Source organism: Arthrobacter sp. 001422645, assembly GCF_059816125.1.
On record NZ_JCBANT010000008.1, the window covers coordinates 96,453 to 122,633 of the forward strand.

Consider the following 26,181-nt stretch of genomic DNA (forward strand, 5'->3'; position numbering starts at 1 on the left):
GTGTACACACCCCCTACTGCTAGGTAAAGGAACGCTTCCATGATCGAAGCACGAGGCCTGACCAAGGTTTACGGCGAAAAGACCGCCGTCGCCGGAGTCAACTTCACCGTCGAAGCCGGCCGGGTCACCGGCTTCCTGGGCCCGAACGGGGCCGGCAAATCCACCACCATGCGCATGATCATGGGGCTGGACCGGCCGACGTCGGGCTCCGTCACCGTCAACGGCGTGCCGTTCGACCGGCACCACGCGCCGCTGCGCGATGTCGGCGCCCTGCTGGACGCCAAGGCGGTCCACACCAGCCGTTCGGCCTACAACCACCTCCGGGCAATGGCCGCCACGCACAGCATCCCCAAGAAGCGGGTGCACGAAGTCATCGAAATGACGGGCCTGGCCGATGTGGCCAAGAAGAAGGTCGGCGGCTTCTCGCTCGGCATGGGACAGCGGCTGGGGATCGCCGCGGCGCTGCTCGGGGACCCACAGACCGTCATCCTGGACGAGCCCGTCAACGGCCTGGACCCGGAAGGCGTTGTCTGGGTCCGCAACCTCGTCAAATACCTGGCCTCCGAGGGGCGCACCGTCTTCTTGTCCAGCCACTTGATGAGCGAAATGGCCGTCACCGCGGACCACCTGATTGTGATCGGACGCGGCAAGATCATCGCCGACGCCCCCATCCAGGACATCATCAACGGCAAGGGCCGGATCCGCACCCGCGTCCGCACCGACCAGCCGGACCAGCTGATGCAGCTGCTCGCGGGGGACGGCGTTTCCGTGGAACTGCAGGACAACGAACTGCTCGAGGTCACGGGCCTGGATCCGCGCCGGATTGCCCGCGCGGCCCTCGACAGCCACGTCATGATCTACGAACTCACCCCGCTGCAGGCCAGCCTCGAGGAGGCCTATATGGAGCTGACCAAGGATGAGGTCGAGTACCACTCGCTGATCACCACGGGCGACCACGCCCCCGTCCCGTCCGGAGGCAACTGAACCATGAGTTCCACCACTTTTGAACCCACCCCGCCAAGCCGCGGCGAGCACGGCGGAACGGCCGGCAACACGGCAAACAACACGGCAGGCAACCGGGCCGGCGACAGCCTCAGCACCGGCCCGGGCCCCAGCTTCCCCCGGGTGCTGAACTCGGAGTTCATCAAGTTCCGCACTCTCCTGTCCACGCTGATCCTGCTGGGCTGCACCGTGCTGGTGGTTGTGGGCTTCGGTGCTCTCTCTGCCTGGGGCACCGGACAGTTCGCCGAGGCTGCCAGCACCGACCCGGAAGCGGCCGCCGCCTTCGCGGCCCAGGGCGGGGACCTCGCCGTCGGCGTCCCCACGTCCGGCATCGCGTTTGCCCAGCTGATCCTGGGTTCGCTCGGGGTGCTGCTGATGAGCTCCGAGTTCACCACAGGCATGGCCCGCTCCACCTTCGCGGCCGTCCCCAAGCGGCTTCCGGCGTTCGCCGCCAAGCTGCTTGTGGTCATGGTGACGGCGTTCGTCCTCACCGCCGCCTCCGTGTACCTGGCCGGCCTCGTGTCCCTGCCGATCCTGGACAACTACAACCTCAACCTGGACCTCTCCAGCTCGCAGTCGGTGAAGATGCTGCTCATCAACAGCCTCTACGTCGCCGCCGTCGCCGCCATCGGCATGGCCCTGGGCGCGATCATCCGCAACTCCGCCGGTGGCATCATGAGCCTGGTCGGGCTGTTCTTTGTGGCCCCGATTGCCTTCCAGCTGATCCCGGGCGACTTCTTCGTCGAGGCCCGCAAGTACCTGCCCGGCAACACGGTCGAACCGATGATCGCCGTGGAGCACCTCCCGGACACCCTGGAAGCCTGGCAGGCCGCCCTGGTGCTGGGCGCCTGGGTGGTCATCCCGGTGGTCCTGGCCGCCGTGCTGCTCAAAAAGCGGGACGTGTAGTCGGCTCGTGCGCACCGTCTAGGCTCAGAGCATGATCGATGCAGTTCCAGTGAGGGACGCGCCGGCCGGCCAGGCCGACGCGTCCCTCGCTGAAATCACTGCCCGGCGCCGCGGCCGGGTCCGGCGCTACCTGTTTCAGCATCCGCGCGCCATGGACGCCGTTGTGGTGGCCTGCTACCTGCTCCTCGTCACGCCGACGGCGGTGGAATCGGTGCTCGACGGCGTCTGGCCGGTGGCGCTGCTGCTCGCGGCGGCCGCCGCGGCGCTGTTGTTCCGGCGGAGCCACCCGGTCGCAGTGGTGGCTGTGGTGGCGCTGCTTGAGGTGGGCGTGACGCTGCTCCACCCTTGGGGTTCCAACGTCTCCGCCGGGTTGTGGTTTGCGCTCTACTCGGTGGCGGTGGTGCGCAGCCGGCGTTTCGCCCTCGCGACTCTGGCCGCGGCCACGGCGCCGCTGGTGTTCCTGTACTTCCTGCTGGCGGTCGGTCCCCTGGATGGCCGGTTGCCGGACATGGGGGTCAGCACGCCGGAGAACTTCCAGCTCATCACCAGCATCGCGGCCGCGGTGAGCATCACCCTCTCCAATGTCATTGCCACCGGGATCGGCGTCTCGGTCCGGCAGCGGCGCGAGCATGAGCACGAGATTGCCGCGTGGGCAGCGAGGACCGCGCGGCTCGCGTCGGTCACGGAACGCAACCGGATCGCCCGCGAGATGCACGACATCGTGGCGCATTCTCTGACGGTCATGATCAGCCTGTCGGACGGGGCCGCCGTCGTGGTCAAAAGGAACCCCGCGCAGGCGGCGGCGGTCCTCGGGGAACTCTCCCGCACCGGCCGCGCGGCGCTGGCGGACATGCGGCGCGTCCTTGGCGTGCTGCGCGACGACGCGGGCCCCGCGCAGGCGCCGCGGGAGCCGCTCGCCGCCGGGGACAACCTGGGCAAGCTGCTTGAAGGCTTCCGCACCGCGGGACTCCCGCTGCACTACACCCACACCGGGCCGTCGCTGCCGGACGACGCCGCGTTCCGGCTGACCGTTTACCGGATCGTGCAGGAGTCGCTGACAAATGTGCTGCGCTACGGCCGTTCCCTGGGCCGGGTGGATGTGGCGGTTGTCCGCGACGGACCCACTGTCACGATCGACGTCGTCGACGACGGCAGGGGCTCCGTCGACTCCGGCGGCTCCGCCGCGGCGCCGGCGTCGCGGGATTCCCCCGGGCCGGTGGGCACCGGGCAGGGCCTCGCCGGCATGCTGGAGCGGGCCCGGATCTACGCCGGCACCGTGCAGGCAGGACGGAGCGGGGACCGCGGCTGGCGCGTGCACGCCGTCCTGCACTGGAACGGCGACAACGAAAGCAAGGGCACATGAGTCAAGGGGAACCGATGAGTACCGGACCGATCCGCGTCCTGCTGGTGGACGACCAGCCGCTCCTGAGGATGGGCTTCCGCCTGATCCTGGACGGCGAGGATGACCTGAGTGTTGTGGGCGAGGCGTCCGACGGCGCCGAAGCGGTGCGCCAGGTCCGGGACCTCGCGCCCGACGTCGTGCTGATGGACGTGCGGATGCCGGTGCTGGACGGGATCGGGGCCACGCAGGCCATCGCCGCCTCCGGTGCCCGCGCAAAGGTTATTATCCTGACCACGTTCGACCTCGACGAATACGCATTCGCGGGGCTCCGGGCCGGTGCCTCGGCCTTCCTGCTCAAAGACGTGGCGCCCGCCGAACTGGTCAGCGCCGTCAGGGTGGTGGCGAGCGGCGACGCGGTGGTGGCGCCCCGCGTCACGCAGCGGCTGCTGGAAACGTACGTCCGGGGCGGCGGGGCGGGAGCGGGCGGCCGGGCCGCTGGGCAGGGGGCCCCCACCGGGGGCCGGGCTACCAGTGACCCGCTGCTGGAGGACCTGACCCCGCGCGAAGCCGAGATGCTCGGAGCGTTGGCTGAGGGACTCTCCAACGCCGAGATTGCGCACCGTTACTTCCTCTCGGAAGCCACCGTGAAGACACACGTGCGCCGGATCCTCACCAAGCTGCACCTGCGCGACCGGGTGCAGGCCGTGGTGTACGCCTACGAGACCGGCCTGGTGGTGCCCAGCAATCCGGACTACTGATTCAGCGGGCTAAGGGGAGCGCTTCCGGCGGCGGAGCCTGAAGCAGTGGTTTCAGGCACATTTCAGAATTGCCCGTGAGGCAACTTTCCTTGCCCCATGGGCCTTGCTCTTGGCATTATGCCCGGCCCGGGCGCCCGTCATTTGTGGGATTGCACAGAACGGGCGCTTCCCCGCCCGGTCTAGGGTGAAACGTCAATGTGGTCCGCCGCACAACTTTCAACGATCTACCCGCGGACCCGCACAATCCACGAAGGACGGCGCTTCATGCAGGCTGACCAACAGCTTTCCAAATCCCTGAAACCCCGGCACCTGTCCATGATCGCCATCGCCGGCGTGATTGGCGCCGGGCTGTTCGTCGGCTCCGGCGCGGCGATCCAGCAGGCAGGCCCGGGGATTCTGGTCGCCTACGCGGCGGCGGGACTCGTCGTCATTCTGGTCATGCGGATGCTTGGCGAGATGGCCGCGGCCAACCCGGAAACAGGCTCCTTCTCGACGTACGCGGACAAGGCGCTGGGCCGCTGGGCAGGATTCAGCATCGGCTGGCTGTACGCCTGGTTCTGGATCATCGTCCTGGGCATCGAGGCCACGGCGGGCGCGGCGATCATGCACCGCTGGGTCCCGGGGGTCGACCAGTGGGTCTGGGCGCTGCTGCTGATGGTGGTCCTGACCCTGACCAACCTGGGTTCGGTGAAGTCCTTTGGCGAGTTCGAGTTCTGGTTCGCGTCCATCAAGGTCGCGGCGATCGTGCTGTTCCTGCTCTTCGGCGTTGCGGCAATCCTGGGCTTCATCCCGGGCGTCCCGGCCCCCGGCGTGAGCAACCTGTTGGAAAACGGCGGCTTTATGCCCAACGGACCCGGTGCCGTGCTGGCGGGCATCCTCGTTGTTGTCTTCTCCTTCTTCGGCGCTGAAATCGCCACCATCGCCGCCGGCGAGTCGGAAAATCCCGTCGACGCGGTCAAGAAGGCCGTGAAGTCCACCGTCTGGCGCATCCTCGTGTTCTACATCGGGTCCATCGCGATTGTGGTCACCCTCCTGCCCTGGAACTCCGCCTCCGTGGCCAAGAGCCCCTATGTCGCCGTCATCGAGCTGTACGGCATCCCGGGCGCCGGCACCATCATGGACATTGTGGTGCTGACCTCCGTCCTGTCGTGCCTCAACTCCGGCCTGTACACCGCCAGCCGGATGCTGTTCTCGCTCTCCCGCCGCGGCGACGCGCCGCGGTCCTGGATGCGGATCTCCAAGCGCGGCGTTCCGGCCGCCGCCGTCCTGGCCTCCACCGTGGTGGGCTTCATCACCGTTGGCCTGAATTACATCGCCCCGGACACGGTGTTCCTGTTCCTAGTCAACACCTCGGGCGCCATTGCCTTGTTCGTGTGGCTCGTGATCGCCGGCTCGCAGCTGATCCTGCGCCGCCGCATGGGCGCCGCAGCCAAGGACCTCCAGCTGAAGATGTGGCTCTTCCCTTATCTAACCTGGGTGGCCATCCTCAGCATCGTCGCGCTGCTGATCGGCATGCTCCTCCTGGAATCCACGCGCGAATCACTGCTGCTCTCCCTGGCCCTCGCCGCCGTTGTGGTCGGTATCGGGTTGTGGCGCTACCGCAAGAACGGCGGGAAGTTCCCGGCCGCGGTCAGCAACGGGACCGACGCCGGCAAGGACGGGACCAGCGAGCCTGCCGAAGACGTCACCGTGGGCGCCGGCCCGGCGGCGTAGCACCGCGGGACATGCCCGGTCCTGGGGCGCCGCCCGGGCCGCAGACTCGGCGGCACCGCGGGACATGCCCAGTCTTGGTGCCCTGCGGTGGACATGGTGGCATGCTGTCCACTCGGCGTGGCCCAGGGAGGGCATGTCCCGCGGGCCTGGGGGGACATGCCCAGTCCTGGCCGTCGGGGAGGGCATGTCCCGGAGGCCTGCCGGCGCCCGGACTGCTCCGGAGCCAGCCACAGCACCCTCACAGGGAGGGCCTAGCCAAGGCATAGTGCTCCGGGGTTGCATGGACCCATGACCCCTACCCCGCAGCCCCCGCATGAACCGCACCCCAACCACGATCGCGGCCTGGAATTCGACCTCTCCACCCTCCTGAGCCGCCGCTCGCTGGGCATGTTCCTCGGTGCCGGAGCGGCTGCCGCCCTGGCCGCGTGCACCCCGGGCGGTTCCACAGCGGGCGGATCGTCCGCCTCCACGGGAGCGGCGGCGGCGTCCGCCCCGACGTCGGCGGCCTCCGGCACCGCGGCGGTGACGGGCACGCCCTCCGCCTCTGCCTCGCCGGCACTGACCCGCGCGATCGCCGAGTGCGGCGTGGAAATCCCGGAGGAGACCGCCGGACCGTATCCCGGCGACGGCTCCAACGGCCCGAACGTCCTGGCAGCCTCGGGCGTCGTCCGGAAGGACATCACCTCCAGCTTTGGCACCTCCAGCACCACGGCCGACGGCGTGCCGCTCACCGTCACGCTGACCCTCCTCGACAACGCCAACGGCTGCGCACCCCTGGGCGGGGCCGCCGTCTACGCCTGGCACTGCGACAAGGACGGCAGATACTCCATGTACGACGCCGGGCTGACGAACGAGAACTTCCTTCGCGGCGTGCAGGAGGCCGACGCCAACGGCCAGGTGACCTTCCAGACGATCTTCCCCGGCGCGTACAGCGGCCGCTGGCCGCACATCCACTTCGAAGTCTTCGAGTCCATGGACAACGCGACGGCGGCCGGGCAGGTCCTGGCCGTGTCCCAGATCGCCCTGACCGAGGCTGCCTGCAAGGAGGTCTACGCCTCAGCCGGTTATGAATCCAGCGCCCGGAACTTCCCCCGGACCACGCTGACGTCGGACAACGTCTTCGGCGACGACGGCGGCATCTACCAGCTGGCCACAATGACGGGATCGGTGTCCGGCGGGTACACGGCCGGGCTCAACGTCACCGTCTAGGCACCCGTCGGGCCGACGGCACGGCGCTAGACTCGGAGCCATGCCTTCACAGTCCAACGCCGCAGCCCACATTCAGGACCTCGGCGCGTACGTTACCGCGTCGCCGTCGAGCTTCCACGCCGTCCACGAGGCCGCCCGCCGGCTTGACGAGGCAGGGTTCACCGCCCTGGACGAGCTCCAGCCCTGGGCCGCGGCCTCCGGCGGCGGCGCCGGTAAGTCCTACATGATCCGCGACGGCGCGATCATCGCCTGGGTGACGCCGGAGACGGCCGGCCCCACCACCGGTTTCAACATCCTGGGTGCCCACACCGATTCGCCGTCGTTCAAGCTCAAGCCCAAACCCACCACCGGTAAGTTCGGCTGGCTGCAGGCCGGCGTCGAGGTCTACGGCGGCCCCCTGCTCAACTCCTGGCTGGACCGCGAACTGCAGCTCGCCGGGCGCCTGGTGATGCGCGACGGCACCCAGCACCTCACCGCCACGGGGCCGCTGCTGCGGTTCCCCCAGCTGGCCATCCACCTGGACCGCGCCGTGAACGAGGGGCTGGCCCTGGACAAGCAGCAGCACATGAACCCGGTCTACGGGCTCGGGGACCCAGCGGGGGAGGACCTGCTGGGCCTGCTGGCCGACCGGGTTCCGGGCGCGGACGTGGACTCGGCTCAGATCGGCGGCTACGACGTCGTCATCGCGGACACCCAGGCCCCCGCCGTCTTCGGCGCGAAGGGCGAGTTCTTCGCCTCCGGCCGGCTGGACAACCTTTCGGCCACCCACGCCGGGCTCGCGGCGCTGATCGCCCACGCAAACGCGCCGCAGCCCGCGGGGGCGCCGATTGCCGTGCTGGCCGCGTTCGACCATGAGGAGATCGGCTCCGCCTCCCGGTCCGGAGCAAGCGGGCCCATCCTCGAGGACGTGCTGGTGCGCATTTCCGACGGTCTTGGCGCCACGGCTAGCCAGCGCCGTCAGGCTTTCGCGGCGTCGTTCTGCGTGTCCGCCGACGCCGGCCACGCCGTCCACCCGAACTACGCCGAGCGGCACGATCCGGCGAACCGGCCGGTCCTGAACGGCGGCCCGCTGCTGAAGATCAACGCCAACCAGCGCTACGCCACGGACGCCACCGGCGCCGCCCTCTGGGCGCGGCTGTGCGCGGACGCTAGCATCCCGTACCAGGAGTTCGTCTCCAACAACGTGATGCCGTGCGGCTCCACGATCGGGCCGCTGACGGCGACCCGCCTCGGCATCCGGACGGTCGACGTCGGGGTGCCCCTGCTGTCGATGCACTCCGCCCGCGAACTCTGCGGAGTCGAAGATCCGTACAGGCTGGCGAAGGTGACGGAGCTGTTCTTCCGGACGCGGGCGTAGGAACAGGGCCTGGCCCGGATTTTGCGCCTAAGGTACCGGGAGAGGCGTTCCTCGGATTTAGACCGCCCTGAAAGTCTAAAGTGTCAGCCGGTACGTGTGGTGCGAGAACTCATTCTCAAAAGTGTCACTAAAGGAATGGTCGGTGACGCGTAGAGTTCTATTCTCACCAATGACCTCGACGGTAGACCCAGTGATCTCCGGGGGAATGACGAACGTCTTGAGGCCGGGAACCTGGTGCAGACCGATGCCCGCAAAAATGTACGCAGAACCGTCATAGACCTTCAGCATTGTGTCTGTGGATTTGTTAAAGCTGAACTGATACGACTGCGTGTTCAGTACGGGGGCTAGCGACTGAATTTCGGCATTTATCTCCGCGACCCGGTCGAGTCTGGCCCGATCACACTCGACAAGTGAATAGAACCCACAAATCGAACCGTTGTTGTGCTGAAAGTAGGCTAACCCCCGTGCTTCATGGATGATGGCGGACCATACGGCCCCCTCGATTTGATCCGGCGTAATCGTTCGGGATCCGGAGTCGGTGAGTAGCGGCATCGCGGCCTCTACGAAGATCCAATTAGGATGCTGCCCGGCCGGGTCCTGGTACGCGCGCATTCGATCAACCACCCAGCCATAGGAACCGGCAGACGCGGGGCTGGATTCGGCTGGCCAATGCGGAGAATGGGTCATCTGGTCATCCACGAAGGGACTGGTGTAGGCGTACTTGTCCACACTGGCCACATCCACGATTTTCATGAGTTGGACCATGCTGCCCCGGGCCCAGTACGTGTCAAGGACGCCGTTTGCGTAGTTTGCCATTGTGAAGCGGCCGTCGCCGAAGGCGTGAACGCGCTCCACTTTGCTGATCTGATCAGCGAGGTTTTCCGCTGGATTTGAACCCGTGCAGCCGATCCCCATGTCGCATTCATCTGATATGAACCAGCCAACAGCCTGGGTGTCGTCTCCCACCTCTGATTGTGTCCACTCGTCCTGCGGAAGGACGAATATGCCTTGCTTTGTAATGCTCGAAAGCGAGGAGCCGTCATGTTCCGCCCCCATGTACGTATTAATGCCCAGTGCTTTCAGCGCCGCCGCATGTTCAGGTTTTCCCATGAAAACTGATATCGGAAAGAAGCTGGGATCTGTCCAGCCGGCATCCCGGGGTTTGGGAAACTGACTCCAGTACCCAGGACCGCCCTCCCAAGGAATCCTGGCCAGACTGGGTAAGGGACCCACCAGAGCAAGCGTGGAGCTGCTTTGCTTGGCCGCAGGTTCCGGTAATGTTCCTGGCCGGAAGCCGAATAGTGCGCCGATCGCGATGGATGTGATGACGAACACCAAAACAGCGGCAGGCCCGAACTTTCGGATCTGGGGCATGGGCTGGCCCGTACGCGGATGCAGGGTTGGGTTTCTGAACATTTGAACTCCCAAGGTCTTCGGGATGAGCTGCCTGTGGTCGGTGGGCAATCAGGGGAGATCGGCGACCCGTTCCGGGGTGGTGAAAGATCTCGCAGCGGCGGCACGTGCCAGGCGGGCGAGGGTTTTCGCGCTGCCCTGATGGCTGAACGATGATTCCACTCGACGACGCCCTGCTGCGCCGAGCTTGCGGCAGAGATCCGGCTGGGATACGGCCCTGAGCATGGACGCGGCCAGCAAGTCTGGTCGGCCAGGGCGGACGAGGATGCCACTGATCCTGTCATCCACCAACTCGGGGACACCGCCGGAGTCGGTGACGACGACGGGCACCCCCATTGACATGGCTTCCATAATTGCCACTCCGAGGGGCTCGGCATGGCTGGCGAGAGCGAAGAGGTGTGCACGAACCAATTCGCTCCGGACGGACGCAGCCGGTGCTGCTCCAAGCAGCCGGACTCGAGATTCGAGGCCCAGCACCACGATCATTCGCTCAAGTTCGCGACGGTAACCCTGCCCACCCAGTTCGTCCTCACCCGCAATAACTAATTGCACATCCGTGCCGTTCTCTACCATTTCCTGCACGGCGAGTAGCAGCACGTCATGGCCTTTACTTGGATTCAGGCGACCGCAGGAGAAGACTCTGAGCGGGCCGTGGCCGGGCCACGGCAAATACGAGTCGTGACGGGTGAACTCTTGGACGTCGACTCCCATCGGTGACACTTCGACTTCACACGGCAGATCAGTTCCCAGCGCCGACTCGACGTCACGTTTCAAGCCTTCAGTGATGACTACGCCGAAAGCCGCCGTACTCCATTTCAGATTTTGGTTGTGCCCGTAGTCGCTCAGAGGACCGTGAAGAGTCAGGCTATACGGTAATCCCGTCAGGAGATGCGCATACATAGCAATGTAGGCAGAATTGCCGCAGGAGTGCACGTGCACATGCTGCCATCGATTCAGTCGGGCCAGACCGGCGAGTCTGGCGCCCAGCACCACCCACCCCAATTGCCGCGCGCAAACGCGGAAGCGGGTCGCAAGACTTCCTGATGTGGCCTCCCGCTGCGCTGCGCCGCGGACCGTCAGGATTAATGCGGAAAACGCCCCCGGCCGTCTCCGACGAAACCCGCTTATGGTCGTCCGGAACGCACCAATTGAGCATGCGGCCAAATAGGTTGTGACTCCCTGTGCCGTCGCCGCCCATTCTTGCGCCGCCAACTGATTCTCAGGGCTCCTGGTGGACACCACATCTGCTGAAACGTGCAGCTGGCGCAGCACATCCAGCTCCCGCCAGAAAAAGCTGTGCGTATTCCCCGGAAATTCAGGTACAAGGTAGCCGAGCCGAAACTCGTGGATTGCTGTTCTCTCGGTCACCTCGCCAGCTCGGACATTCTCTTGCTTTCCTCTGCGCCGTTCGCAGGCGTCGCGAGCGCCTCGCCGGGGGAGGGCTCGGGGTCGGGGCTCCGGAAGGGTGGCTCCATGTGGTTCGGTGCGTCCTTCGCCAAAGGAGCCCTGAGCCTGATTCTGTTTCTTGATTCCGCCTCGATCTCCGCAACGTCCCCGATCCCGGACTGTCGGCGAGTGCGGGTCACCGATATCGAATGGGCGATCGAGACGGCCCCGAACATGAGTACTACTCCCGCGAGGAACACCGCGATCAGTGACCGCAGCCTACTGGAGAATTGCTCCGTAGCCTTGTCGGGAGGAGCGACCATTATTGAGGAGAACAGATAGGCGTCGTCCGCGCCATTAACCTTCTGTCCGTCGTAGAGATATTGTTCGAGTGTACTTCCGAGAGCGCGGGTGGTTGCGAATGACTTCTCAGGAGTTTCAGCAATTCCGGTGATGTCGACCAGGAAGCCATTGATGCCGCCAACGCCGCGGCTGACTGTATATTCCGGGCTCAGTCCCTGTTCTTTGAGTTTGTCGGCCATGGAACTGTCGTTGAGCCGGGTCAGGAGCACCTGAACGATCAACGACGGATCCGAAGAACGCAGATATGGATTCTTATCATTCAACTTCCCGAGTTCCGGGTTGTTGAGCAGATCCTGCTGAGTCGGTATGTCCGGATTGATCATGGCATACGTGGCGGACGTTTCGTAGGACCGGGGGGCAAACTGAAATACGTACAGCCCGGCAGCCAAAGTCAAAAGAAGAATCGGGATAGAAACGATTCGATGCCGCCAAAGCGTTCTCAAAACTGCTAAGGGATCCACTGCAGCCCTCCTGGTAATTTATGACTCGAAACCAATTCTTTGCGGAGTTGGATTTGCACCTCGCCGCCAAGGCTCATAGCCTCTTTCTCTGCTCTTGCCATGACCCAAACAGCTCCACCTAGGCCAATCAGAACTGGATATGTGAGGGCAAAAACAGGGAACGACAGGGAATCGAATGTTAGGGAACAAATCCCGGCGACGAGCCCACCGGCTCCGACAGCACCTGCCAAGGACTTCAACTGCGGGTTGCGGGACGACCGAGCGGCCAAAATACCGGAAATGCCGGGAACAATCAGATAAATCGCAACCGCAAATAGACCAACGAGGCCGAGCGTTACCGCCGCATTCAAGTACTCGTTGTCAAGGATGTGGATTGCAGAATCAGGCTCATAATTGCCAGGCCCCGCGCCAAATAGCGGACGCTGGGCCACCATCGCTTCGACCCGGGGGTAGTTGTTTGTTCGGGTAGAAATGGACGGGTCCGAACTTGAGGATGTCACTGTTCCAGTTAGCGTGCTTACAAGTCCGGGAACACCCAAAAAGAGGCCGGCAAGGGCGACTGGCGACGCGATAAGGGCCCATATACGCGGAACGGCGGGGAGGAACGGTATGAACACGGCCAGCCCAACCACAAGGCCAAGGACTCCGGAACGCGAGACGGTTGATGCGATGGCAAATATCAAAAGCGACGTGCCTAATAGCCTAAAACCGATCCAACGGCCCTGGTCATAGATCGCACGCCATATGGACAACGGCAGAAGCATGGCGGACACTACGGCCAGTTCGATCGAGTGGAAAGTGCTGCCTGCAACGCGCAGTAGCGCACCCCTTGATTGGAACGGTGTGTCCCCGCCGTTGTACGTGAAGCCGGGCATTGCGTACTGGAACCACTCCATGGGGTTTATCCCGAAAGCGAACTGGGCCAGTGCAACGAGGCAGCAAAAAAACGCACCGGCCAGAAGGGCTCGGATGAATACCATGGCATCAGAAAGCGTGCGGACGACCTCGCCGACGACGAGCACTATGCCTGCGCTGGCCATCAACAGGATCAACCATCGGTCTGCGGAGGCACGCGCCATTTCGGTACTTCCCCCCGTGATTCCCGCGTACAAGGCAGCGTAGGAAGCGCAAGTCGCCACGAACAACGCCGCAAGCGCTACGCGTCCGGGATGCCGGACCTTTATCGGGTTATGGAGCCCAAAGAGGACCGAAAAGATCCAGAGGAGAAAAACGAGAACCGCCAGCATCATCGGCACGGTGCCGGCCGCACCAACCGGTTTGAACACCATGGACGACGGAAAAAAGAAGATGCAGAATGCCATGGCGCGCAGAAGGAACGGTACTTTCTGCCTCTTCAACCTATCGACCGGAGGGGACGCCGCCGAGTTGGAGTTGCCTGCCACAGAGCGACTTTCCCTCTCGGATTGCTGTGGTTGCAGCCGATGCCGGCTCATGGGGCCGCCTCCGCTGTTGGGGGCAGCGCAAACTCGTTAGCCGGCGTGCGACAGATCCGCTCAATTTCCTGAGAAACAAGAACTGACGGTAGGCGCCATGTCCGCCGGACGGATTCTGCCAGGTGCCGGGCCCTGCCTTCGATGTCCGCCGCGGAAACAGCTTCCGAAAGTCCATGTGCGATTCCAGCAGGAGTGGCCGGCACCCAGATGGCTGCCGTCGTGGATAGATCGGCTCTGGGGAATGGATGATCGTTCATCACAGGCACGTTGCCGGCGGCCATCAGTTCTTCGGCAACCAGAGAAATATTGGTGAAGGAGAGGGCAACGCTGGCAATCGTCCGGTTGTACAAAGCGTTGAGCGCGGACGGCCTTAAGGATCCATGATTCGTGACGGGGATGTTCCAGTCCGACACGGTGTCTCCGAAGATGTGAATTTCCTGGTCTGGGTGCTGAAGATGAAATATCTCTAATGCAAGCTTCGCCAGCAGATATCCACGACGGTCCACGCTTCGCTTGGCATAGTAGACAATGCCGGCGCGGGGTGCCGAATCACGGCGGAGAAGCTTGTATGTACTCGTATCGCATCCGAAGGGAACCGTTGCATCTGCTGTGATACCCAATTCGCTCTGAAGCCTGGATGCGACCATTTCGCCGAGCGCTATATTGGTAAACCCGAATCGGTACGTGTCTTCAGCCAAGGCGTAGAGGGCACCGCGGGGATAGAAATACGGTTCATAGTCCTGGATGAAATAAAAGCAGTTAACTGTGGAGGGGGCCCTCCTTGCCACGACGTGGGCAGTGCCCCAGGAGCTGGCAACAAGGGCATGCATGCCACCAATTGCTCCAGTCGCGCTGCGGATTCCAGCCCTGATATTAGGCCAATACCGCCGAATCACCGGCTCATGGCGGGCAACGTCATCCGAGTTCCGGTCATATAGCAGCAGGGTGCATTCGTGACCCCGCTGCTCCGCTTCTTCGACCATGCGGAAGAGCGTCGTGTGGCCGCCGGAGCCCGGGCCCGGAGGCGAGCACACCCAGCCGATCCGAAGTGACGCGTCTGGAGTTCGCGAAGGGTGAGGGGGCCGCATCCCGCTGGAATCAACAAGGTCCTCGATGCGTACGGGCAGCTCCGCACGCAAAAAGTCGTAGCGCTGGTCCATCTTCAGCGCCATACGCCGCAAAAGCGCCGGGGCAAATCCCGCCGGGCCAGTGGACTGAATGCGCTGCCAAAAGTGGGCAGGAGACCGATGTGACGGGATCAAGATATACCTCTAGGGGTGCTATCCCGGCCCGCCGCTAAATAATCTGCGAAGCCAGCGAGTGCTTGCGTCCGGTGCTCATGGGTGACACCTGATTTGGCTGAAATCATGACCGATAAGACATCCGCGGGGGCTCCATGGAGCATCCGGGTGATTTCCGCTCCGTTCAATGGCACTTCATCGGAGTAGTTGACGCTCTTCATGCGTGACGTCGCGGCGGGCGGGCCCCCTTGTACTTCGTCTACGTACGTCCCGTAGAGCATCATCTCCGAGAAGTGGAGCTGGGAGCCTATTGCGGACTGCCAAGGCCGGCCGCTGACGTCTTCAACCCGCTTAAGCGTGGCGCGGACGATTTCTGGATCCCAGACGCAGGGCCAGCAGATGTAGTCCGTCAAGGTCCCGGTTTCAGGGGGGTCCAACCCCAGGAGGGCCCTTGCTGATTCGAGCCACACACGGTGCCGGGGCAGTCCGGAATGGATCGCTCCCGGGTTCCGGTACATTTCCAGCAGGCCATCCTTCCGGAAGGACTCAATGTCCGTCGGCGCGACCATCACCATGTCGGAATCAACGAGGAGCACGGCGTCGGCCTTCAGGGTGGCTGACGCAGACAACTTAATCAATTGTTGGGCTATCCAGCCCCTGACGGGTGGCCACGGATGCGAACGGTTGATCCACAAATTGACGCCGGGCGCCTTCCACATCGAACTCGGCAGGAATTCGCCAGCCTCGTGGATTTCGGTCCTACTGTTCAAGAGCATTCGGAACAAAGGAATGTCCTGCCCTGGAACGACTATGTGATGGATGACGTTTTCGGGCATCCAGCGAAGGACCGAGCGATTGAGTTCCCGGCACAGTTCGGCGTCTGGCCCATAGCTGGGTGTCAGGACGGCGAGTTCTGGTTTAGATCCCATGGCTTCTCCGACGACCCCAGCGAACGCACGCCGCGACATTCCGGGAGTTGGACCGGCCCCGGCCGGGAAGTTGCTGGGTGCGTTCCGTCGCCGTGTTTTGGCTGGAAAAATCCATGGGCCCCCCATTCAATCGCTAGGAAAACGGTTGAGTCAGGGTTATGTAAGTCGTCGGCTTGAAGACACTTCCGCCCCGACCTACTAATGTGCCGCCCCGAGTACGCTCGGGGTTGGAGCGAAACCCTGACCAAATGGCTGTGCTTTTGCAAATATAGGCTGGGCGTCTGCCGGGGGACTAGGCCGCATGGATAGTCGAGTAGGGCAGTGACTGAAGTCGAGTAGTTTGCCCGCCCAGTACTCGTTTTTCGTCCCGGAACCTCCAACACCGGTCTCCGGCACAAGGGGGCACGGTCACCCCTACGCCGTCCTAGAAGGCCAGGCTGATCACGAGGCTGATCGTCGTCGCGAGGATGACGGTCCCAAAGAGGTAGGAAAGCAAGCTGTGCTTGAGCGCCTCCGCCCGGATGCCGTGGCTCTGCAGGGCGGTGTCCGAGACCTGGTAGGTCATGCCGAGGCTCGTGGCGAGATAGGCGAAGTCGGTGTACTGCGGAGGCCCTTCCTGATTGAAATCGACGCCGCCCACCGCCGTCCCGGCTTTCCCGCCCGTGCCGTAGTACAACTCGGCGTACCGCAGCGTGAACAGCGTCTGCACCAGCATCCACGACAGGGCGACCGATGCCAGCGCCAACAGGCCGCCGCCAAAGCGGGACCCGCCGCCGCTGGAATGGGTATCGACGACGACGGCGGCCACCGCGCCGAGGCTGGCGACGTTGGCCGCCAGGATCAAGAGGTCCGTTGTACCGCGGGACGGGTCCTCCGCCGTGGCGTGCGCCCGGGTTTCGGCGGGGTTGAAGCGGCCGATCGCCAGCCAGACCCACGCGACGTAGGTCAGCGCCGCGACTCCCCAGCCGACGGCGGGCGCCGCCACCCAGTACCCGTTCAGTGCCGTGACCGCGGCCGCGGCGGCCCCCGCGGTGAGCATCACCGCAAAACGCAGCCGGCTGCGGCGCACGGGCCGGGCGGGCGGTAATCCGGTGGTCATTCCCCGATCATGGCACAGCGTTGTCCACATGGAGGTCCTCTTCGCTTCCGGCTCTCCGGCATCTGTGCCTACGCTGGCAGGGCGTGGAATCGTGGAATACGGCCCCGATGCACTAAGCTATTGAAGTCTGTGCTGCGCCCTGCCCCCGTTCCTGGGGGTGATGCGGGCACACGGCACCGCAAATGAACCTCCTGTTACGGAAATGCCGTAACCGCTTAGCCCAAAGGAGGTGGGTTCACATATGCGTCCTTACGAATTGATGGTAATCATCGACCCCGAGGTCGAAGAGCGTACCGTTGAGCCAACGCTTCAGAAGTTCCTGAACGTCATCACGACCGATGGTGGAACCATCGAAAAGGTTGACATCTGGGGCCGTCGTCGCCTGGCTTACGAAATCCAGAAGAAGTCTGAAGGTATCTACGCCGTGGTGAACTTCACCGCTGAGCCGGCTACCGCCAAGGAACTTGACCGCCAGCTGAGCCTCAATGAGACCATCATGCGCACCAAGATCACCCGCCCCGAAGAGCAGAAGGTTGTTGCTGAGTAATCAGCCGCACCTCATTCTTTAACCCCGCAGGAACGAACAAGGAGGCAGTAGATGGCAGGCGAAACCACTATTACGGTCATCGGTAATCTCACCAATGACCCCGAACTGAGGTTCACACCGTCAGGTTCGGCAGTAGCGAATTTCACCATCGCGTCTACTCCCCGCACCTTCGACCGCCAGTCCAATGAGTGGAAGGACGGGGAAACCCTGTTCCTCCGCGCGTCGGTATGGCGTGAAGCCGCCGAGAACGTCGCCGAATCCCTGACCAAGGGCATGCGCGTGATCGTTTCGGGCCGGCTGAAGAGCCGTTCCTACGAAACCAAAGAAGGCGAGAAGCGCACCGTTATCGAGCTTGAGGTCGATGAAATTGGCCCCAGCCTGCGCTACGCCAACGCCAAGGTCAACCGCACCCAGCGCTCCGGCGGTGGGGGTGCCGGCAACGGCGCCCAGGGTGGCTTCGGCGGCGGCAACAGCGGCGGCGGCTTCGGCGGCGGCTCTGGTGGAAACCAGGGCGGCGGCAACTCGGGCGGAACCTGGGGCGGCAACCAGCCCGCACAGCAGCAGGATGACCCCTGGGCCACGCCCGGTGTCAGCAATGCAGGCGGCGGCTGGGGCAACGGCCCGGATTCCGAACCTCCCTTCTAAACAACATCTAAGGTTCGACGTCGGAACCCGCCGGAACGCCACAAGGCGGACGGGCGCTGACCGGCGTCGGATCACCACCATCCCGTGGATCAATATCCACGGGCTCCATCGAATAGGAGCTCCACGATGGCTAAGGCTGAACTCCGTAAGCCCAAACCAAAGTCCAACCCCTTGAAGGCCGCTGACATCACTGTCATCGACTACAAGGACGTAGCATTGCTGCGCAAGTTCATCTCCGACCGCGGAAAGATCCGCGCCCGTCGCGTCACTGGCGTCACGGTGCAGGAACAGCGCAAGATCGCCCAGGCAATCAAGAACGCCCGCGAAGTTGCTCTGCTGCCTTACTCCGGCGCTGGCCGCGGCTAAGGAAGGGATTAACTAACATGGCAAAGCTCATTCTGACCCACGAAGTAACCGGTCTCGGTGCTGCAGGCGATGTTGTCGAGGTCAAGGACGGTTACGCACGTAACTACCTGCTGCCCCGCAACTTCGCTCTGACCTGGTCCAAGGGTGGCGAGAAGCAGGTTGAGTCCATCAAGGCTGCCCGCGCCGCCCGCGAGCACGCTTCCCTGGAAGACGCTCAGAAGCAGGCCGCTGCACTCTCCGCAAAGCCGGTCAAGCTCGTTGTCAAGGCTGGCGAGACCGGACGCCTGTTCGGCACCGTCAAGCAGGGCGACGTGGCCGACGCTGTTGAGGCCGCTGGCCTTGGCCGCATCGACAAGCGCAAGGTGGAACTGCCGGCGCACATCAAGTCGGTTGGTTCCTACCAGGCCAACGTCCGCCTCCACGCTGACGTTGCCGCTGTGATCGATCTCGACGTAGTCGCAGGCAAGTAGCCCTCACCGGCTCTGCAGTCCTGAACTGCTGGAAGGCCCCCGCCTTCGGATTCCCCTGAGGAACCGGACGCGGGGGCCTTCTGCGTTATCCCAGACGGGACGCTCAGCCGTGGTGCAGAACCGTCCTGACATGCCGGTACCCCTCCCGGATCAGCTCGGCGAGGACCGCCTCGTCGATGTCATCGAGCTTGGTGACATAGAGGCAGCCCGCGCCGGTCTTGTGCTTCCCCAGCCGGCCAAGGAGTTCCGCCGCCTCGGGACCATAGGTCAGTCCGTACAGCGACAGGCTGGCCTTCCGCGGTGAGAACCCGACGGCGGGAGCATCGCCTTCGCGCCCGGTCCCGTACTTGTAGTGGTACTCGCCGAAGCCCACTATCGTCGGGCCCCACATCGCGGCCTGCTGCCCCGTGATCCCGGACATCAGGTCCAGCAACCGGAGCCCGTCCTCCCTGCGGACGGGATGCTCGACGGCGGCGAGGAACTCCTCGACGGACGCGCCGGTTGCCACGGTCTTGTTTTGGGTCTTGTTCACGGCCATGGGGGCAGTCTCGCAGACCGCGCCACCCTTGTCAGCCGCAACGGCGTGGGTGGTAGCCTGCTGCGGTGACCCGGAACCCTGCGCCTGCGCCCCGTCTGCGTCCCTTCGGGCAGGTGGACGTTTTCTCTGCCGAGCCCTACCGCGGGAATCCGCTGGCTGTCGTCGTCGATGCCGAGGGTCTCCCGGCGGACGTCATGCAGCAGTTTGCCAACTGGACCAACCTCGCCGAGACCACTTTTTTGCTGCCGCCCACCGACCCTGCGGCCGATTACCGGGTCCGGATCTTCACCGGCAGCGAAGAGTTCCCCTTTGCCGGCCACCCCACCCTCGGCTCGGCGCACGCCTGGCTCGAGGCCGGCGGCATCCCCCGGCAGGACGGCGTGCTGGTCCAGGAGTGCGGCGCCGGGCTGGTCAGGGTCAAGCGCGACGGCGGCCGGCTTGCCTTCGCGGCGCCGCCGCTGACCCGGTCGGGACCGGTGTCCGAGGCGGAGCTGTCCCAAGTGGCCGCCGGACTGGGCATGTCGCGGGAAGCGCTCCTGGACGCGTCGTGGCTGGTCAACGGGCCGAACTGGATCGGCGTGCTGCTGGAGTCGGCGGAGGCAGTCCTGTCCATTAGACCCGACTATGCGGCGATGGCCGGACTCAAGGTCGGCGTGATCGGTCCCTACCCTGCCGGATCCGGGGTCGGCTTCGAAGTGCGCACCTTCATTCCGGGCGACGCCGCGGCGGAAGACCCCGTCACCGGCAGTTTCAACGCCGGCGCGGCCCAGTGGCTGATCCGCAGCGGCCGCGCCCCGGAATCCTACGTCGCGGCGCAGGGAACGGCGCTGGGCCGGGCGGGACGGATCCATGTCGACGCCGTGGGGGACGACATCTGGGTCGGTGGCAGCTCGGTGAGCTGCATCGAAGGCTTTGTCCTGCTCTGACCCCCAGATGCCCTATCCCTTACGGTTGCCATTCCGGCGTCAGAGGGACCAAAAGTGATAGGGCAACGGAGGCGGGAATAAACGGCGCAGTGCACTCCTTTTACAGGTACATGCAAACGCATGCATCAGGGCTCAGGCCCCCGCCTCACATCAGGAGCACTCCGTGGAAACCCGCCGTATCACCGTTCTTTCCGCCGGACTCGGCGTCCCGTCGTCGAGCCGCCTGCTGGCGGACCAGCTGGCTGCCTCTGTGGAGCGCCAGCTCGCCGCGGCCGGATACGCCGTCCACATCGAGACAGTGGAACTGCGGGACCTGGCGGTGGATATCGCGAACAACTTCGTGACGGGCTATGCGGCGCCTACGCTGGCCGGGGTGATCTCCGGAGTCGAGGCGTCGGACGGCATCATTGCCGTCAGCCCCGTTTTCAGCGCCTCCTACAGCGGACTTTTCAAATCGTTTATCGACGTCCTGGACCCCAAATCGCTGGAGGGGAAGGCAGTGCTGCTCGGCGCCACTGCCGGCACGGACCGGCACCAGATGGTCCTGGACTTCGCCATGCGCCCTCTGTTCACGTACCTCCGCACCCGCACCGCCAACACCGCAGTCTTTGCCGGTCCGCAAGACTGGGGCAGCAACGACGATGGCGGCTTAGCCCTTTCGACCCGGATCGAGCGGGCGGCGGGGGAGTTTGCCGGCCTGCTGCAGGGCGCGCAGCCGCAACGGAAGCCGGCGGCACAGGCGTCGCTGCCGTTCGAACAGTTGCTCGCCGGCATTTCCGGCCGGCCCTAGGGTTTCCGGCCGGCCCAAGTATCGCCGGCCGCCGGCGAACCATTATGCACGCCCGGTCGTTGTGCGGGACATGAAATGTCCTGTGGATTCAATTGACCTGATCATGAGCGAACGCAGTGGCGTCGAGATCGATTACTGCCCCCAGTGCCGCGGCGTCTGGCTGGACCGGGGCGAGCTGGACAAAATCCTGGACCGCGCTGCGGAGACCATGGCCCCGGTGCCCCCGGCTCCACCGGCGCCTATGCCTCCGACGACGCCCGGCCACATCCCGCCCCCGCTCTACAACCTGGACCCGCGCAGGGATGACCGGCGTCCGGATGACCGCCGCGACGATGACCGACGGTACGACGAGCGCCGGGACCGTCCGCGCTTCGACCAGCCGCGATATGACGACCGCCGCCGTCCGAAGAAGAAGGAAGGCTGGCTCGGGGAACTGTTCGACTTCTAACCCCCGCGGGGCCGGTTCTGCCGTCGGGTCAGCCTTCCGGCTCAGTCCTCGAGAAGGGCGATGAATTCCCGGGCCTGTTTGATGGAAATGTCCGAGTGGCGCGTGAGGGCCTCAGCAGCGGCTTCGGTGTCGCCGCTTCTGGCGAGGGTGCGGATCCTGCCGTAGATCTCATCGTTGAGCATGTTGCTGCTGACCTCGCGTGTCACATCGCCCTTGCTGGCGATCGCCCGGTAGCGGTACGCGAACCGCTGCGGCGCGTCGTCGTCGTCCTCTACGGGTGCCGGCTCCGCGGGCTCGGGCCGGAAGGGCTGCGGGTGGGCCGCCAGGGCCCCCACGGCGTCACGGGAGGCCCTCAGGCCGTCTCCTGTGGCCTCAAAGTACAGTTTGATGGCGGCCATGGCCTGCCCTTGGGCGATCAGCGCATAGAGGCGCCGGTGCTGCTCCTGGTTGAGCTTAGCCGCAGAGGTCCGGGCAAGCTCAACTGGATCCTTTCCTGGCTGAGGGGCGGCCTCCGGCCGGGTCCGGGAGCCGCGGTGGCCGAGGGTGCGGGCTCCCACGAGGACGCCGGCAGCGACGAGCGCCAGAATAAGGAGGGGGACAAGCAGGGATTCCATGAAACTACAGCCGATCTACAAAATTCTTGGCGGTCAAAAGATCTGAATGGGTTGCCTGCCGCAGCAGTTTGATGGCCTGGAGCTTCTTGCCGTTCCGGGCCAGCGTCTGGAGTTGCAGGGCGAACTGGGGATTGAGCTGGCCTCCCGGCAGGACGGGGCCCTGGTAGCCGGGTTGCCCGACGGCGGGTGCTGATCCGGTCTGGGCGCGCAGCGCCTGACGGGCGTGGTCCGCCTGCTGCGACTGCTGCTGTTCGTTCTGGCTGGGCCGGGTGACGGCGTCCACGCGGGCACGGGCGGCGGTGGCGGCCTGGACCTGGGCGGCGTAGTGGGCCTGCGACCGGACCGCCAGTTCTTGCTGGTAGCGTTCCGCATCGGACACGCCGAAGTCGCGCGGCTTGAGGGCCGTGGTAAATGCCCAAAGGACCGCCGCCAGGATAAGGGCAGGCAGTATGACCAGCAATACATCGCCCATGTGAAGAGCTTATGCCAGATCGCAGTTATCCACAGCACATTCTGCGATTGGCATACAGTGCGCCGCCGGGAACCGGCCTTTGCCGCCCACGACACCCCTCCGGCGGAATGTCCGTGAGGACCATCACTTAATGTGCATATTTCCGGTCATGTGTGGCCTCATATGCCGCCCGGTATCCCCAGCCACAGACCTGGGTCTGTGGATGAGCGGCAGCGAAAATTCTTTTGTGTCCACACGGTGAACACAGTGTTTCCGCAGGTCAGGGCCGAATGACGGCCGCAACATTTTTTCTATCCACAGCTGTTCACACAGGCTGTGCACAAGCAGGGGGCAGTAGTGCACAGCTTATCCACAGGGGTGGCGGCCAGTCGGGTTGGTGACTGCCGGATCGGGCGATACCGTTGCTGGATATCGAGCCTTGGATACCGAAATCCGGTGCCGGCTGCACGACGCGTTCTTTCCAACCGGCCCGTTCGGGGCCGGACCCCGGGCTGTGGAAAACCGGCAGAGCCGGAGGGCGGCAAAGTGTCGGAGCCGGCTGATACTACTTAACCGTCGGGCCCACGCCGGCGTCGACGCTGCCGGGCACCAAGGCCCGGAGGACACCCGTCGCCGGCGCACGGATTTTCGCCGCGGCACACAATGGAGGACGGCAGTTTTGTCAGTTACGCATCTGGACTCAGTCGAGGGGACCCGGGGAGCCGAGGGCAGCCGCAAGCCGCCGCAGGACATTCCCGCCGAACAGTCCGTCCTGGGCGGCATGATGCTGTCCAAGGACGCCATTGCCGACGTCGTCGAGATCCTGCGGGGCGTCGACTTCTACCGTCCTGCGCACGAGACGATCTACGAAGCCATCATCGACCTCTACGGCCGCGGTGAACCTGCCGACGCCGTGACCGTGTCGGATGAACTGACCAAGCGGGGCGAGATCAACCGGGTGGGCGGCCCCGCCTACCTTCACGAGCTCATCCAGACCGTTCCCACGGCCGCCAACGCCGGCTACTACGCCGAAATCGTGGGTGAGCGCGCGGTGTTGCGCCGCCTGGTCAATGCCGGCACCAAGATCGTCCAGCTCGGCTACGGCCAGGACGGCGAGGTTGAAGACCTGGTCAACCAGGCCCAAGCGGAGATCTATGCCGTGGCGGAGCGCCGCACCGCAGAGGACTACGTTGTCCTCAAGGACGTGATGGAGTCCACCGTGGACGAAATCGAAGCGTCCGGCCACCGCGAGGAGGGAATGACCGGCGTTCCCACCGGCTTCTACGAACTCGATGAGCTCACACATGGCCTGCACCCCGGCCAGATGATCGTCATCGCGGCCCGCCCCGCCGTCGGTAAGTCCACCTTCGCCCTGGACTTCGCCCGCTCGGCGGCCATCAAGAACAACCTCGCCACCGTGATGTTCTCACTCGAAATGGGCCGGAACGAGATCGCGATGCGCCTGCTGTCCGCCGAGGCCACGATCGGCCTCCAGGACCTGCGCAAAGGCACCATCAAGGATGAGCAGTGGTCCAAGATCGCCACCACGATGGGCCGGATGAATGAGGCCCCGCTCTTCATCGACGACAGCCCCAACATGTCCCTGATGGAAATCCGGGCCAAGTGCCGCCGGCTGAAGCAGCAGCATGATCTCAAGCTCGTCATCCTGGACTACCTCCAGCTGATGAGCTCCGGCAAGAAGGTGGAGTCCCGCCAGCAGGAAGTCTCCGAGTTCTCCCGTGCGCTGAAGCTGCTGGCCAAGGAACTGCAGGTCCCCGTCATTGCCCTGTCACAGCTGAACCGTGGCTCCGAGCAGCGCCAGGACAAGCGGCCCATGGTCTCGGACCTGCGTGAATCCGGTTCCATTGAGCAGGATGCCGACATGGTCATCCTGCTGCACCGCGAGGACGTCTACGACAAGGAATCGCCGCGTGCCGGCGAGGCGGACATCCTGATCGCCAAGCACCGTAACGGCCCCACGAAGGACATTGTGGTCGCCTTCCAGGGCCACTACTCGCGGTTCGCCAACATGGCTGCCGACGCCGGGGGCGGCGGCTTCTAGCTGCCCGGCCCAGGCGCCGCCGGCCCCAGCAGGTGGTTGGGCAGCCGGTTTCCCGGTGCCCGGCCCCGGATCTCCAGCAGTTCGCGGGCATGGGCGTGCAGCCGCTTGTCCTCCTCGGACACCGGCACCCATTGCGGGATCGGGACGGACGTGCCGTGCTCGTCGCGTGCCACCATCACGGTCAAGCAGTAGGTGGTGAGCTCCAGTTCGCGTCCCTTGGGGTCTCCCGAGCGGACATGGACAGCGATGTGCATGCCCTTCGTCCCGGTGTAGACCAGCCGCGCTTCCACTTCCACCACGTGGCCGATCAGCAGCGGCCGGTAGAAGCGCACTCCACCGGAAAAGACGGCCACCGTGTCCATCCCGCAGTACCGGGAGGCGCAGACGTAGGCTGCTTCGTCGATCCATTTCATGACGATGCCGCCGTGCACCTTGCCGCCCCAGTTCACATCGGTGGGTGCGGCCACAAAGCGCAGGACCACATTCTCGGCGGTCCCGGCGCCGGTGTATTCCTGTCCGCTCATCGCCTGGACGATGTCTTCGCGGACTTTGATCCGCGCCAGGGCATGGTCGCGCTGTTCGATTTCATCAGGCGTCACGGGCACAAACTGCGGCACGGGAATCGGCTTGCCGTCCTCGCCCACAGCCACGAAAATCACCATGCACTGGCTGCGCATCGTGGCCGCGCCGCCCTTCGGATCGCCCGAGGACACCACGGTCCGGATGTGCATGGAGGACCGGCCCGTGTAGACAATCGTCGCCTCCACTTCAACCATGTCCCCGCTGTTGACCGGATCCGCGAAGTGGATGTTCCCCACGTAGGCCGTCACGCAATAGGACTTGGCCCAGCCCACCGCGGCGGCGTAGGCAGCCTTGTCCACCCATTCGAGGACCGTGCCAGCATCAACCGAACCGCTGTGGCCGACGTCGGTGGGGGCTGCAAGGAAGCGCAGGGTCACGGAGTTGGCGGCGTTGTCACTCATGGTCAAAGTTTACTGACCGGCCGGGTTTGCGGCGCGGATGGGGACACAATCGCGCACCGGAACGCCATAAGCGGCGCGCCGTCGCGGCATACGGTACCGGGCAGGTACAACGGCGGGCGGCCACCCGGAGGTGACCGCCCGCCGCCGTGCGCCGCAAGGCGCCGGGGACTCCCTTAGGCCAGGACGCTCAGCTTGGATCCGCTGCGGCCGAAGAGGGCCCTGTCCACGGAGACCTTGCCCGCACCGACGAAGGTCAGGGCCAGGGCGGCGGCAGCCAGGATCAGCACGAGTTCGTAGCCGCCCGTTGCAGCAAAAATGCCGGCCGGGGCATGGACCAGGAACAGGGCGCCGAGCATGTTCACCGCGAGCAGGGCAGCGAACACGCGTGTGAGCACGCCGACGATCAGTGCGACGCCGCCGACGAGTTCGAGGGTGGCGATCACCGGGGCGGCGACGTTGGCGGCGGGGACGCCCATCTGGGCGAACGCGGCCTGCGTGCCGGCAATCGTGAACTCATTGAATTTCTGCCAGCCGTGCGCGGCGAAAAGGAATCCCGTGACGATACGCAGGATCGTGCGGGCCGAGGTGGTGAGTGTGGGCTGGTTCATGGGGGTGCCGTTCTGACGCAGGAAGAGTGGCAGCTGGAGACCGCCACGGATTTAGTTGAAGATTCAACTTCTAGTGTTCCGGCACTTACTTGAAAAGTCA

General features: G+C 64.6%; 27 protein-coding genes. 15 read left to right on the forward strand and 12 right to left on the reverse strand.

Translation table 11 applies throughout. The features are described 5' to 3' along the window. Nucleotides 1–39: 39 nt before the first annotated feature. From AC6EUH_RS10250 to AC6EUH_RS10280, 7 genes are all read left to right on the forward strand, one after another. Entirely contained in the window at nucleotides 40–984 is a 945-nt protein-coding gene (locus AC6EUH_RS10250; protein WP_056428806.1) for an ABC transporter ATP-binding protein, read from the forward strand. Nucleotides 985–987: 3 nt separating this feature from the next. Next, on the forward strand, nucleotides 988–1,908 hold the full coding sequence (locus tag AC6EUH_RS10255) for an ABC transporter permease (RefSeq protein WP_499738548.1): 921 nt from the start codon (nucleotides 988–990) through the stop codon (nucleotides 1,906–1,908). A gap of 31 nt (nucleotides 1,909–1,939) precedes the next feature. Continuing rightward, nucleotides 1,940–3,271, forward strand: coding sequence for a sensor histidine kinase (locus AC6EUH_RS10260; RefSeq protein WP_499738549.1), 1,332 nt, complete (start codon nucleotides 1,940–1,942; stop codon nucleotides 3,269–3,271). A gap of 14 nt (nucleotides 3,272–3,285) precedes the next feature. Continuing rightward, complete coding sequence (locus AC6EUH_RS10265; protein ID WP_499738550.1) at nucleotides 3,286–4,008, forward strand: response regulator; 723 nt, start codon at nucleotides 3,286–3,288, stop codon at nucleotides 4,006–4,008. Nucleotides 4,009–4,272: 264 nt separating this feature from the next. Beyond that, complete coding sequence (locus AC6EUH_RS10270; protein WP_499738551.1) at nucleotides 4,273–5,721, forward strand: amino acid permease; 1,449 nt, start codon at nucleotides 4,273–4,275, stop codon at nucleotides 5,719–5,721. Nucleotides 5,722–6,009: 288 nt separating this feature from the next. Next, nucleotides 6,010–6,930, forward strand: a complete 921-nt coding sequence (locus tag AC6EUH_RS10275) for an intradiol ring-cleavage dioxygenase (RefSeq protein ID WP_499738552.1) — start codon at nucleotides 6,010–6,012, stop codon at nucleotides 6,928–6,930. Nucleotides 6,931–6,970: 40 nt separating this feature from the next. Continuing rightward, on the forward strand, nucleotides 6,971–8,287 hold the full coding sequence (locus tag AC6EUH_RS10280) for a M18 family aminopeptidase (protein ID WP_499738553.1): 1,317 nt from the start codon (nucleotides 6,971–6,973) through the stop codon (nucleotides 8,285–8,287). 75 nt (nucleotides 8,288–8,362) lie between these two features. On the opposite strand, the gene AC6EUH_RS10285 is transcribed toward AC6EUH_RS10280, so the two are convergent. The 7 genes from AC6EUH_RS10285 to AC6EUH_RS10315 form a co-directional block, all read right to left on the reverse strand. Continuing rightward, the gene (locus AC6EUH_RS10285) at nucleotides 8,363–9,703 is read right to left on the reverse strand and encodes a hypothetical protein (RefSeq protein ID WP_499738554.1); all 1,341 of its coding nucleotides are present in this window, start codon (nucleotides 9,701–9,703) and stop codon (nucleotides 8,363–8,365) included. Nucleotides 9,704–9,751: 48 nt separating this feature from the next. Beyond that, on the reverse strand, nucleotides 9,752–11,068 hold the full coding sequence (gene epsE / locus AC6EUH_RS10290) for an exopolysaccharide biosynthesis GT4 family glycosyltransferase EpsE (protein ID WP_499738555.1): 1,317 nt from the start codon (nucleotides 11,066–11,068) through the stop codon (nucleotides 9,752–9,754). Then, the gene (locus tag AC6EUH_RS10295; RefSeq protein ID WP_499738556.1) at nucleotides 11,065–11,910 is read right to left on the reverse strand and encodes a YveK family protein; all 846 of its coding nucleotides are present in this window, start codon (nucleotides 11,908–11,910) and stop codon (nucleotides 11,065–11,067) included. The genes epsE and AC6EUH_RS10295 overlap by 4 nt, the downstream gene beginning before the upstream one ends. Further along, entirely contained in the window at nucleotides 11,898–13,313 is a 1,416-nt protein-coding gene (locus AC6EUH_RS10300) for an O-antigen ligase family protein (RefSeq protein ID WP_499738557.1), read from the reverse strand. Before AC6EUH_RS10300 ends, AC6EUH_RS10295 begins: the two co-directional genes overlap by 13 nt. Before the next feature lie 47 nt (nucleotides 13,314–13,360). Next, nucleotides 13,361–14,524, reverse strand: a complete 1,164-nt coding sequence (locus tag AC6EUH_RS10305; protein ID WP_499738558.1) for a glycosyltransferase family protein — start codon at nucleotides 14,522–14,524, stop codon at nucleotides 13,361–13,363. A gap of 98 nt (nucleotides 14,525–14,622) precedes the next feature. Next, a complete protein-coding gene (locus AC6EUH_RS10310) occupies nucleotides 14,623–15,534 on the reverse strand; it encodes a DUF6492 family protein (RefSeq protein ID WP_235500177.1) in 912 nt (303 codons plus the stop codon). 424 nt (nucleotides 15,535–15,958) lie between these two features. Continuing rightward, complete coding sequence (locus tag AC6EUH_RS10315; RefSeq protein ID WP_056428832.1) at nucleotides 15,959–16,633, reverse strand: DUF1345 domain-containing protein; 675 nt, start codon at nucleotides 16,631–16,633, stop codon at nucleotides 15,959–15,961. A gap of 241 nt (nucleotides 16,634–16,874) precedes the next feature. On the opposite strand from AC6EUH_RS10315, the gene rpsF reads away from it, so the two are divergent. From rpsF to rplI, 4 genes are all read left to right on the forward strand, one after another. Then, the gene (gene rpsF / locus AC6EUH_RS10320) at nucleotides 16,875–17,180 is read left to right on the forward strand and encodes a 30S ribosomal protein S6 (RefSeq protein WP_056428835.1); all 306 of its coding nucleotides are present in this window, start codon (nucleotides 16,875–16,877) and stop codon (nucleotides 17,178–17,180) included. Between the two features lie 51 nt (nucleotides 17,181–17,231). Continuing rightward, nucleotides 17,232–17,825, forward strand: coding sequence for a single-stranded DNA-binding protein (locus AC6EUH_RS10325; protein WP_024366240.1), 594 nt, complete (start codon nucleotides 17,232–17,234; stop codon nucleotides 17,823–17,825). 126 nt (nucleotides 17,826–17,951) lie between these two features. Next, nucleotides 17,952–18,191, forward strand: a complete 240-nt coding sequence (gene rpsR, locus AC6EUH_RS10330) for a 30S ribosomal protein S18 (protein WP_003800144.1) — start codon at nucleotides 17,952–17,954, stop codon at nucleotides 18,189–18,191. 17 nt (nucleotides 18,192–18,208) lie between these two features. Continuing rightward, nucleotides 18,209–18,661, forward strand: a complete 453-nt coding sequence (gene rplI, locus AC6EUH_RS10335) for a 50S ribosomal protein L9 (protein WP_056428837.1) — start codon at nucleotides 18,209–18,211, stop codon at nucleotides 18,659–18,661. 103 nt (nucleotides 18,662–18,764) lie between these two features. Here rplI and AC6EUH_RS10340 read toward each other — a convergent pair whose 3' ends face one another. After that, a complete protein-coding gene (locus tag AC6EUH_RS10340) occupies nucleotides 18,765–19,199 on the reverse strand; it encodes a DUF1801 domain-containing protein (protein WP_499738559.1) in 435 nt (144 codons plus the stop codon). A 65-nt stretch (nucleotides 19,200–19,264) separates the two neighbouring features. Here AC6EUH_RS10340 and AC6EUH_RS10345 point away from each other — a divergent pair, with 65 nt between their 5' ends. From AC6EUH_RS10345 to AC6EUH_RS10355, 3 genes are all read left to right on the forward strand, one after another. After that, complete coding sequence (locus AC6EUH_RS10345; protein ID WP_499738560.1) at nucleotides 19,265–20,125, forward strand: PhzF family phenazine biosynthesis protein; 861 nt, start codon at nucleotides 19,265–19,267, stop codon at nucleotides 20,123–20,125. 163 nt (nucleotides 20,126–20,288) lie between these two features. Then, the gene (locus AC6EUH_RS10350; RefSeq protein ID WP_499738561.1) at nucleotides 20,289–20,915 is read left to right on the forward strand and encodes an FMN reductase; all 627 of its coding nucleotides are present in this window, start codon (nucleotides 20,289–20,291) and stop codon (nucleotides 20,913–20,915) included. Between the two features lie 70 nt (nucleotides 20,916–20,985). Beyond that, nucleotides 20,986–21,363: a TFIIB-type zinc ribbon-containing protein gene (locus AC6EUH_RS10355; RefSeq protein WP_499738562.1), complete on the forward strand. Its 378-nt coding sequence runs from the start codon at nucleotides 20,986–20,988 to the stop codon at nucleotides 21,361–21,363. Between the two features lie 41 nt (nucleotides 21,364–21,404). Here the strand turns inward: AC6EUH_RS10355 and AC6EUH_RS10360 are convergent, their stop codons facing one another. Together AC6EUH_RS10360 and AC6EUH_RS10365 are read right to left on the reverse strand one after the other, a co-directional pair. Further along, complete coding sequence (locus tag AC6EUH_RS10360) at nucleotides 21,405–21,977, reverse strand: hypothetical protein (protein WP_056428863.1); 573 nt, start codon at nucleotides 21,975–21,977, stop codon at nucleotides 21,405–21,407. 4 nt (nucleotides 21,978–21,981) lie between these two features. Then, on the reverse strand, nucleotides 21,982–22,449 hold the full coding sequence (locus AC6EUH_RS10365) for a hypothetical protein (protein ID WP_499738563.1): 468 nt from the start codon (nucleotides 22,447–22,449) through the stop codon (nucleotides 21,982–21,984). A 658-nt stretch (nucleotides 22,450–23,107) separates the two neighbouring features. Between AC6EUH_RS10365 and dnaB the strand changes: the two genes are divergently transcribed. Next, nucleotides 23,108–24,490 carry a replicative DNA helicase gene (gene dnaB / locus AC6EUH_RS10370; protein ID WP_056428865.1) on the forward strand — a complete coding sequence of 461 codons (1,383 nt, stop codon included), beginning with the start codon at nucleotides 23,108–23,110 and terminating at the stop codon, nucleotides 24,488–24,490. On the opposite strand, the gene AC6EUH_RS10375 is transcribed toward dnaB, so the two are convergent. Beyond that, nucleotides 24,487–25,473: an acyl-CoA thioesterase gene (locus AC6EUH_RS10375; protein ID WP_499738564.1), complete on the reverse strand. Its 987-nt coding sequence runs from the start codon at nucleotides 25,471–25,473 to the stop codon at nucleotides 24,487–24,489. The genes dnaB and AC6EUH_RS10375 overlap by 4 nt on opposite strands. A gap of 173 nt (nucleotides 25,474–25,646) precedes the next feature. Then, nucleotides 25,647–26,081, reverse strand: a complete 435-nt coding sequence (locus tag AC6EUH_RS10380; RefSeq protein WP_056428869.1) for a DoxX family protein — start codon at nucleotides 26,079–26,081, stop codon at nucleotides 25,647–25,649. Nucleotides 26,082–26,181 lie beyond the last annotated feature (100 nt).

Coding starts and splice junctions, on each gene's coding strand:
- AC6EUH_RS10250 (WP_056428806.1), top strand. CDS start 40: ATGATCGAAGCACGAGGCCTGACCAAGGTTTACGGCGAAAAGACCGCC.
- AC6EUH_RS10255 (WP_499738548.1), top strand. CDS start 988: ATGAGTTCCACCACTTTTGAACCCACCCCGCCAAGCCGCGGCGAGCAC.
- AC6EUH_RS10260 (WP_499738549.1), top strand. CDS start 1,940: ATGATCGATGCAGTTCCAGTGAGGGACGCGCCGGCCGGCCAGGCCGAC.
- AC6EUH_RS10265 (WP_499738550.1), top strand. CDS start 3,286: ATGAGTACCGGACCGATCCGCGTCCTGCTGGTGGACGACCAGCCGCTC.
- AC6EUH_RS10270 (WP_499738551.1), top strand. CDS start 4,273: ATGCAGGCTGACCAACAGCTTTCCAAATCCCTGAAACCCCGGCACCTG.
- AC6EUH_RS10275 (WP_499738552.1), top strand. CDS start 6,010: ATGACCCCTACCCCGCAGCCCCCGCATGAACCGCACCCCAACCACGAT.
- AC6EUH_RS10280 (WP_499738553.1), top strand. CDS start 6,971: ATGCCTTCACAGTCCAACGCCGCAGCCCACATTCAGGACCTCGGCGCG.
- AC6EUH_RS10285 (WP_499738554.1), bottom strand. CDS start 9,703: ATGTTCAGAAACCCAACCCTGCATCCGCGTACGGGCCAGCCCATGCCC.
- AC6EUH_RS10305 (WP_499738558.1), bottom strand. CDS start 14,524: ATGGACCAGCGCTACGACTTTTTGCGTGCGGAGCTGCCCGTACGCATC.
- AC6EUH_RS10310 (WP_235500177.1), bottom strand. CDS start 15,534: ATGGGATCTAAACCAGAACTCGCCGTCCTGACACCCAGCTATGGGCCA.
- AC6EUH_RS10315 (WP_056428832.1), bottom strand. CDS start 16,633: ATGACCACCGGATTACCGCCCGCCCGGCCCGTGCGCCGCAGCCGGCTG.
- rpsF (WP_056428835.1), top strand. CDS start 16,875: ATGCGTCCTTACGAATTGATGGTAATCATCGACCCCGAGGTCGAAGAG.
- AC6EUH_RS10325 (WP_024366240.1), top strand. CDS start 17,232: ATGGCAGGCGAAACCACTATTACGGTCATCGGTAATCTCACCAATGAC.
- rpsR (WP_003800144.1), top strand. CDS start 17,952: ATGGCTAAGGCTGAACTCCGTAAGCCCAAACCAAAGTCCAACCCCTTG.
- rplI (WP_056428837.1), top strand. CDS start 18,209: ATGGCAAAGCTCATTCTGACCCACGAAGTAACCGGTCTCGGTGCTGCA.
- AC6EUH_RS10340 (WP_499738559.1), bottom strand. CDS start 19,199: ATGGCCGTGAACAAGACCCAAAACAAGACCGTGGCAACCGGCGCGTCC.
- AC6EUH_RS10355 (WP_499738562.1), top strand. CDS start 20,986: ATGAAATGTCCTGTGGATTCAATTGACCTGATCATGAGCGAACGCAGT.
- AC6EUH_RS10360 (WP_056428863.1), bottom strand. CDS start 21,977: ATGGAATCCCTGCTTGTCCCCCTCCTTATTCTGGCGCTCGTCGCTGCC.
- AC6EUH_RS10365 (WP_499738563.1), bottom strand. CDS start 22,449: ATGGGCGATGTATTGCTGGTCATACTGCCTGCCCTTATCCTGGCGGCG.
- AC6EUH_RS10375 (WP_499738564.1), bottom strand. CDS start 25,473: ATGAGTGACAACGCCGCCAACTCCGTGACCCTGCGCTTCCTTGCAGCC.
- AC6EUH_RS10380 (WP_056428869.1), bottom strand. CDS start 26,081: ATGAACCAGCCCACACTCACCACCTCGGCCCGCACGATCCTGCGTATC.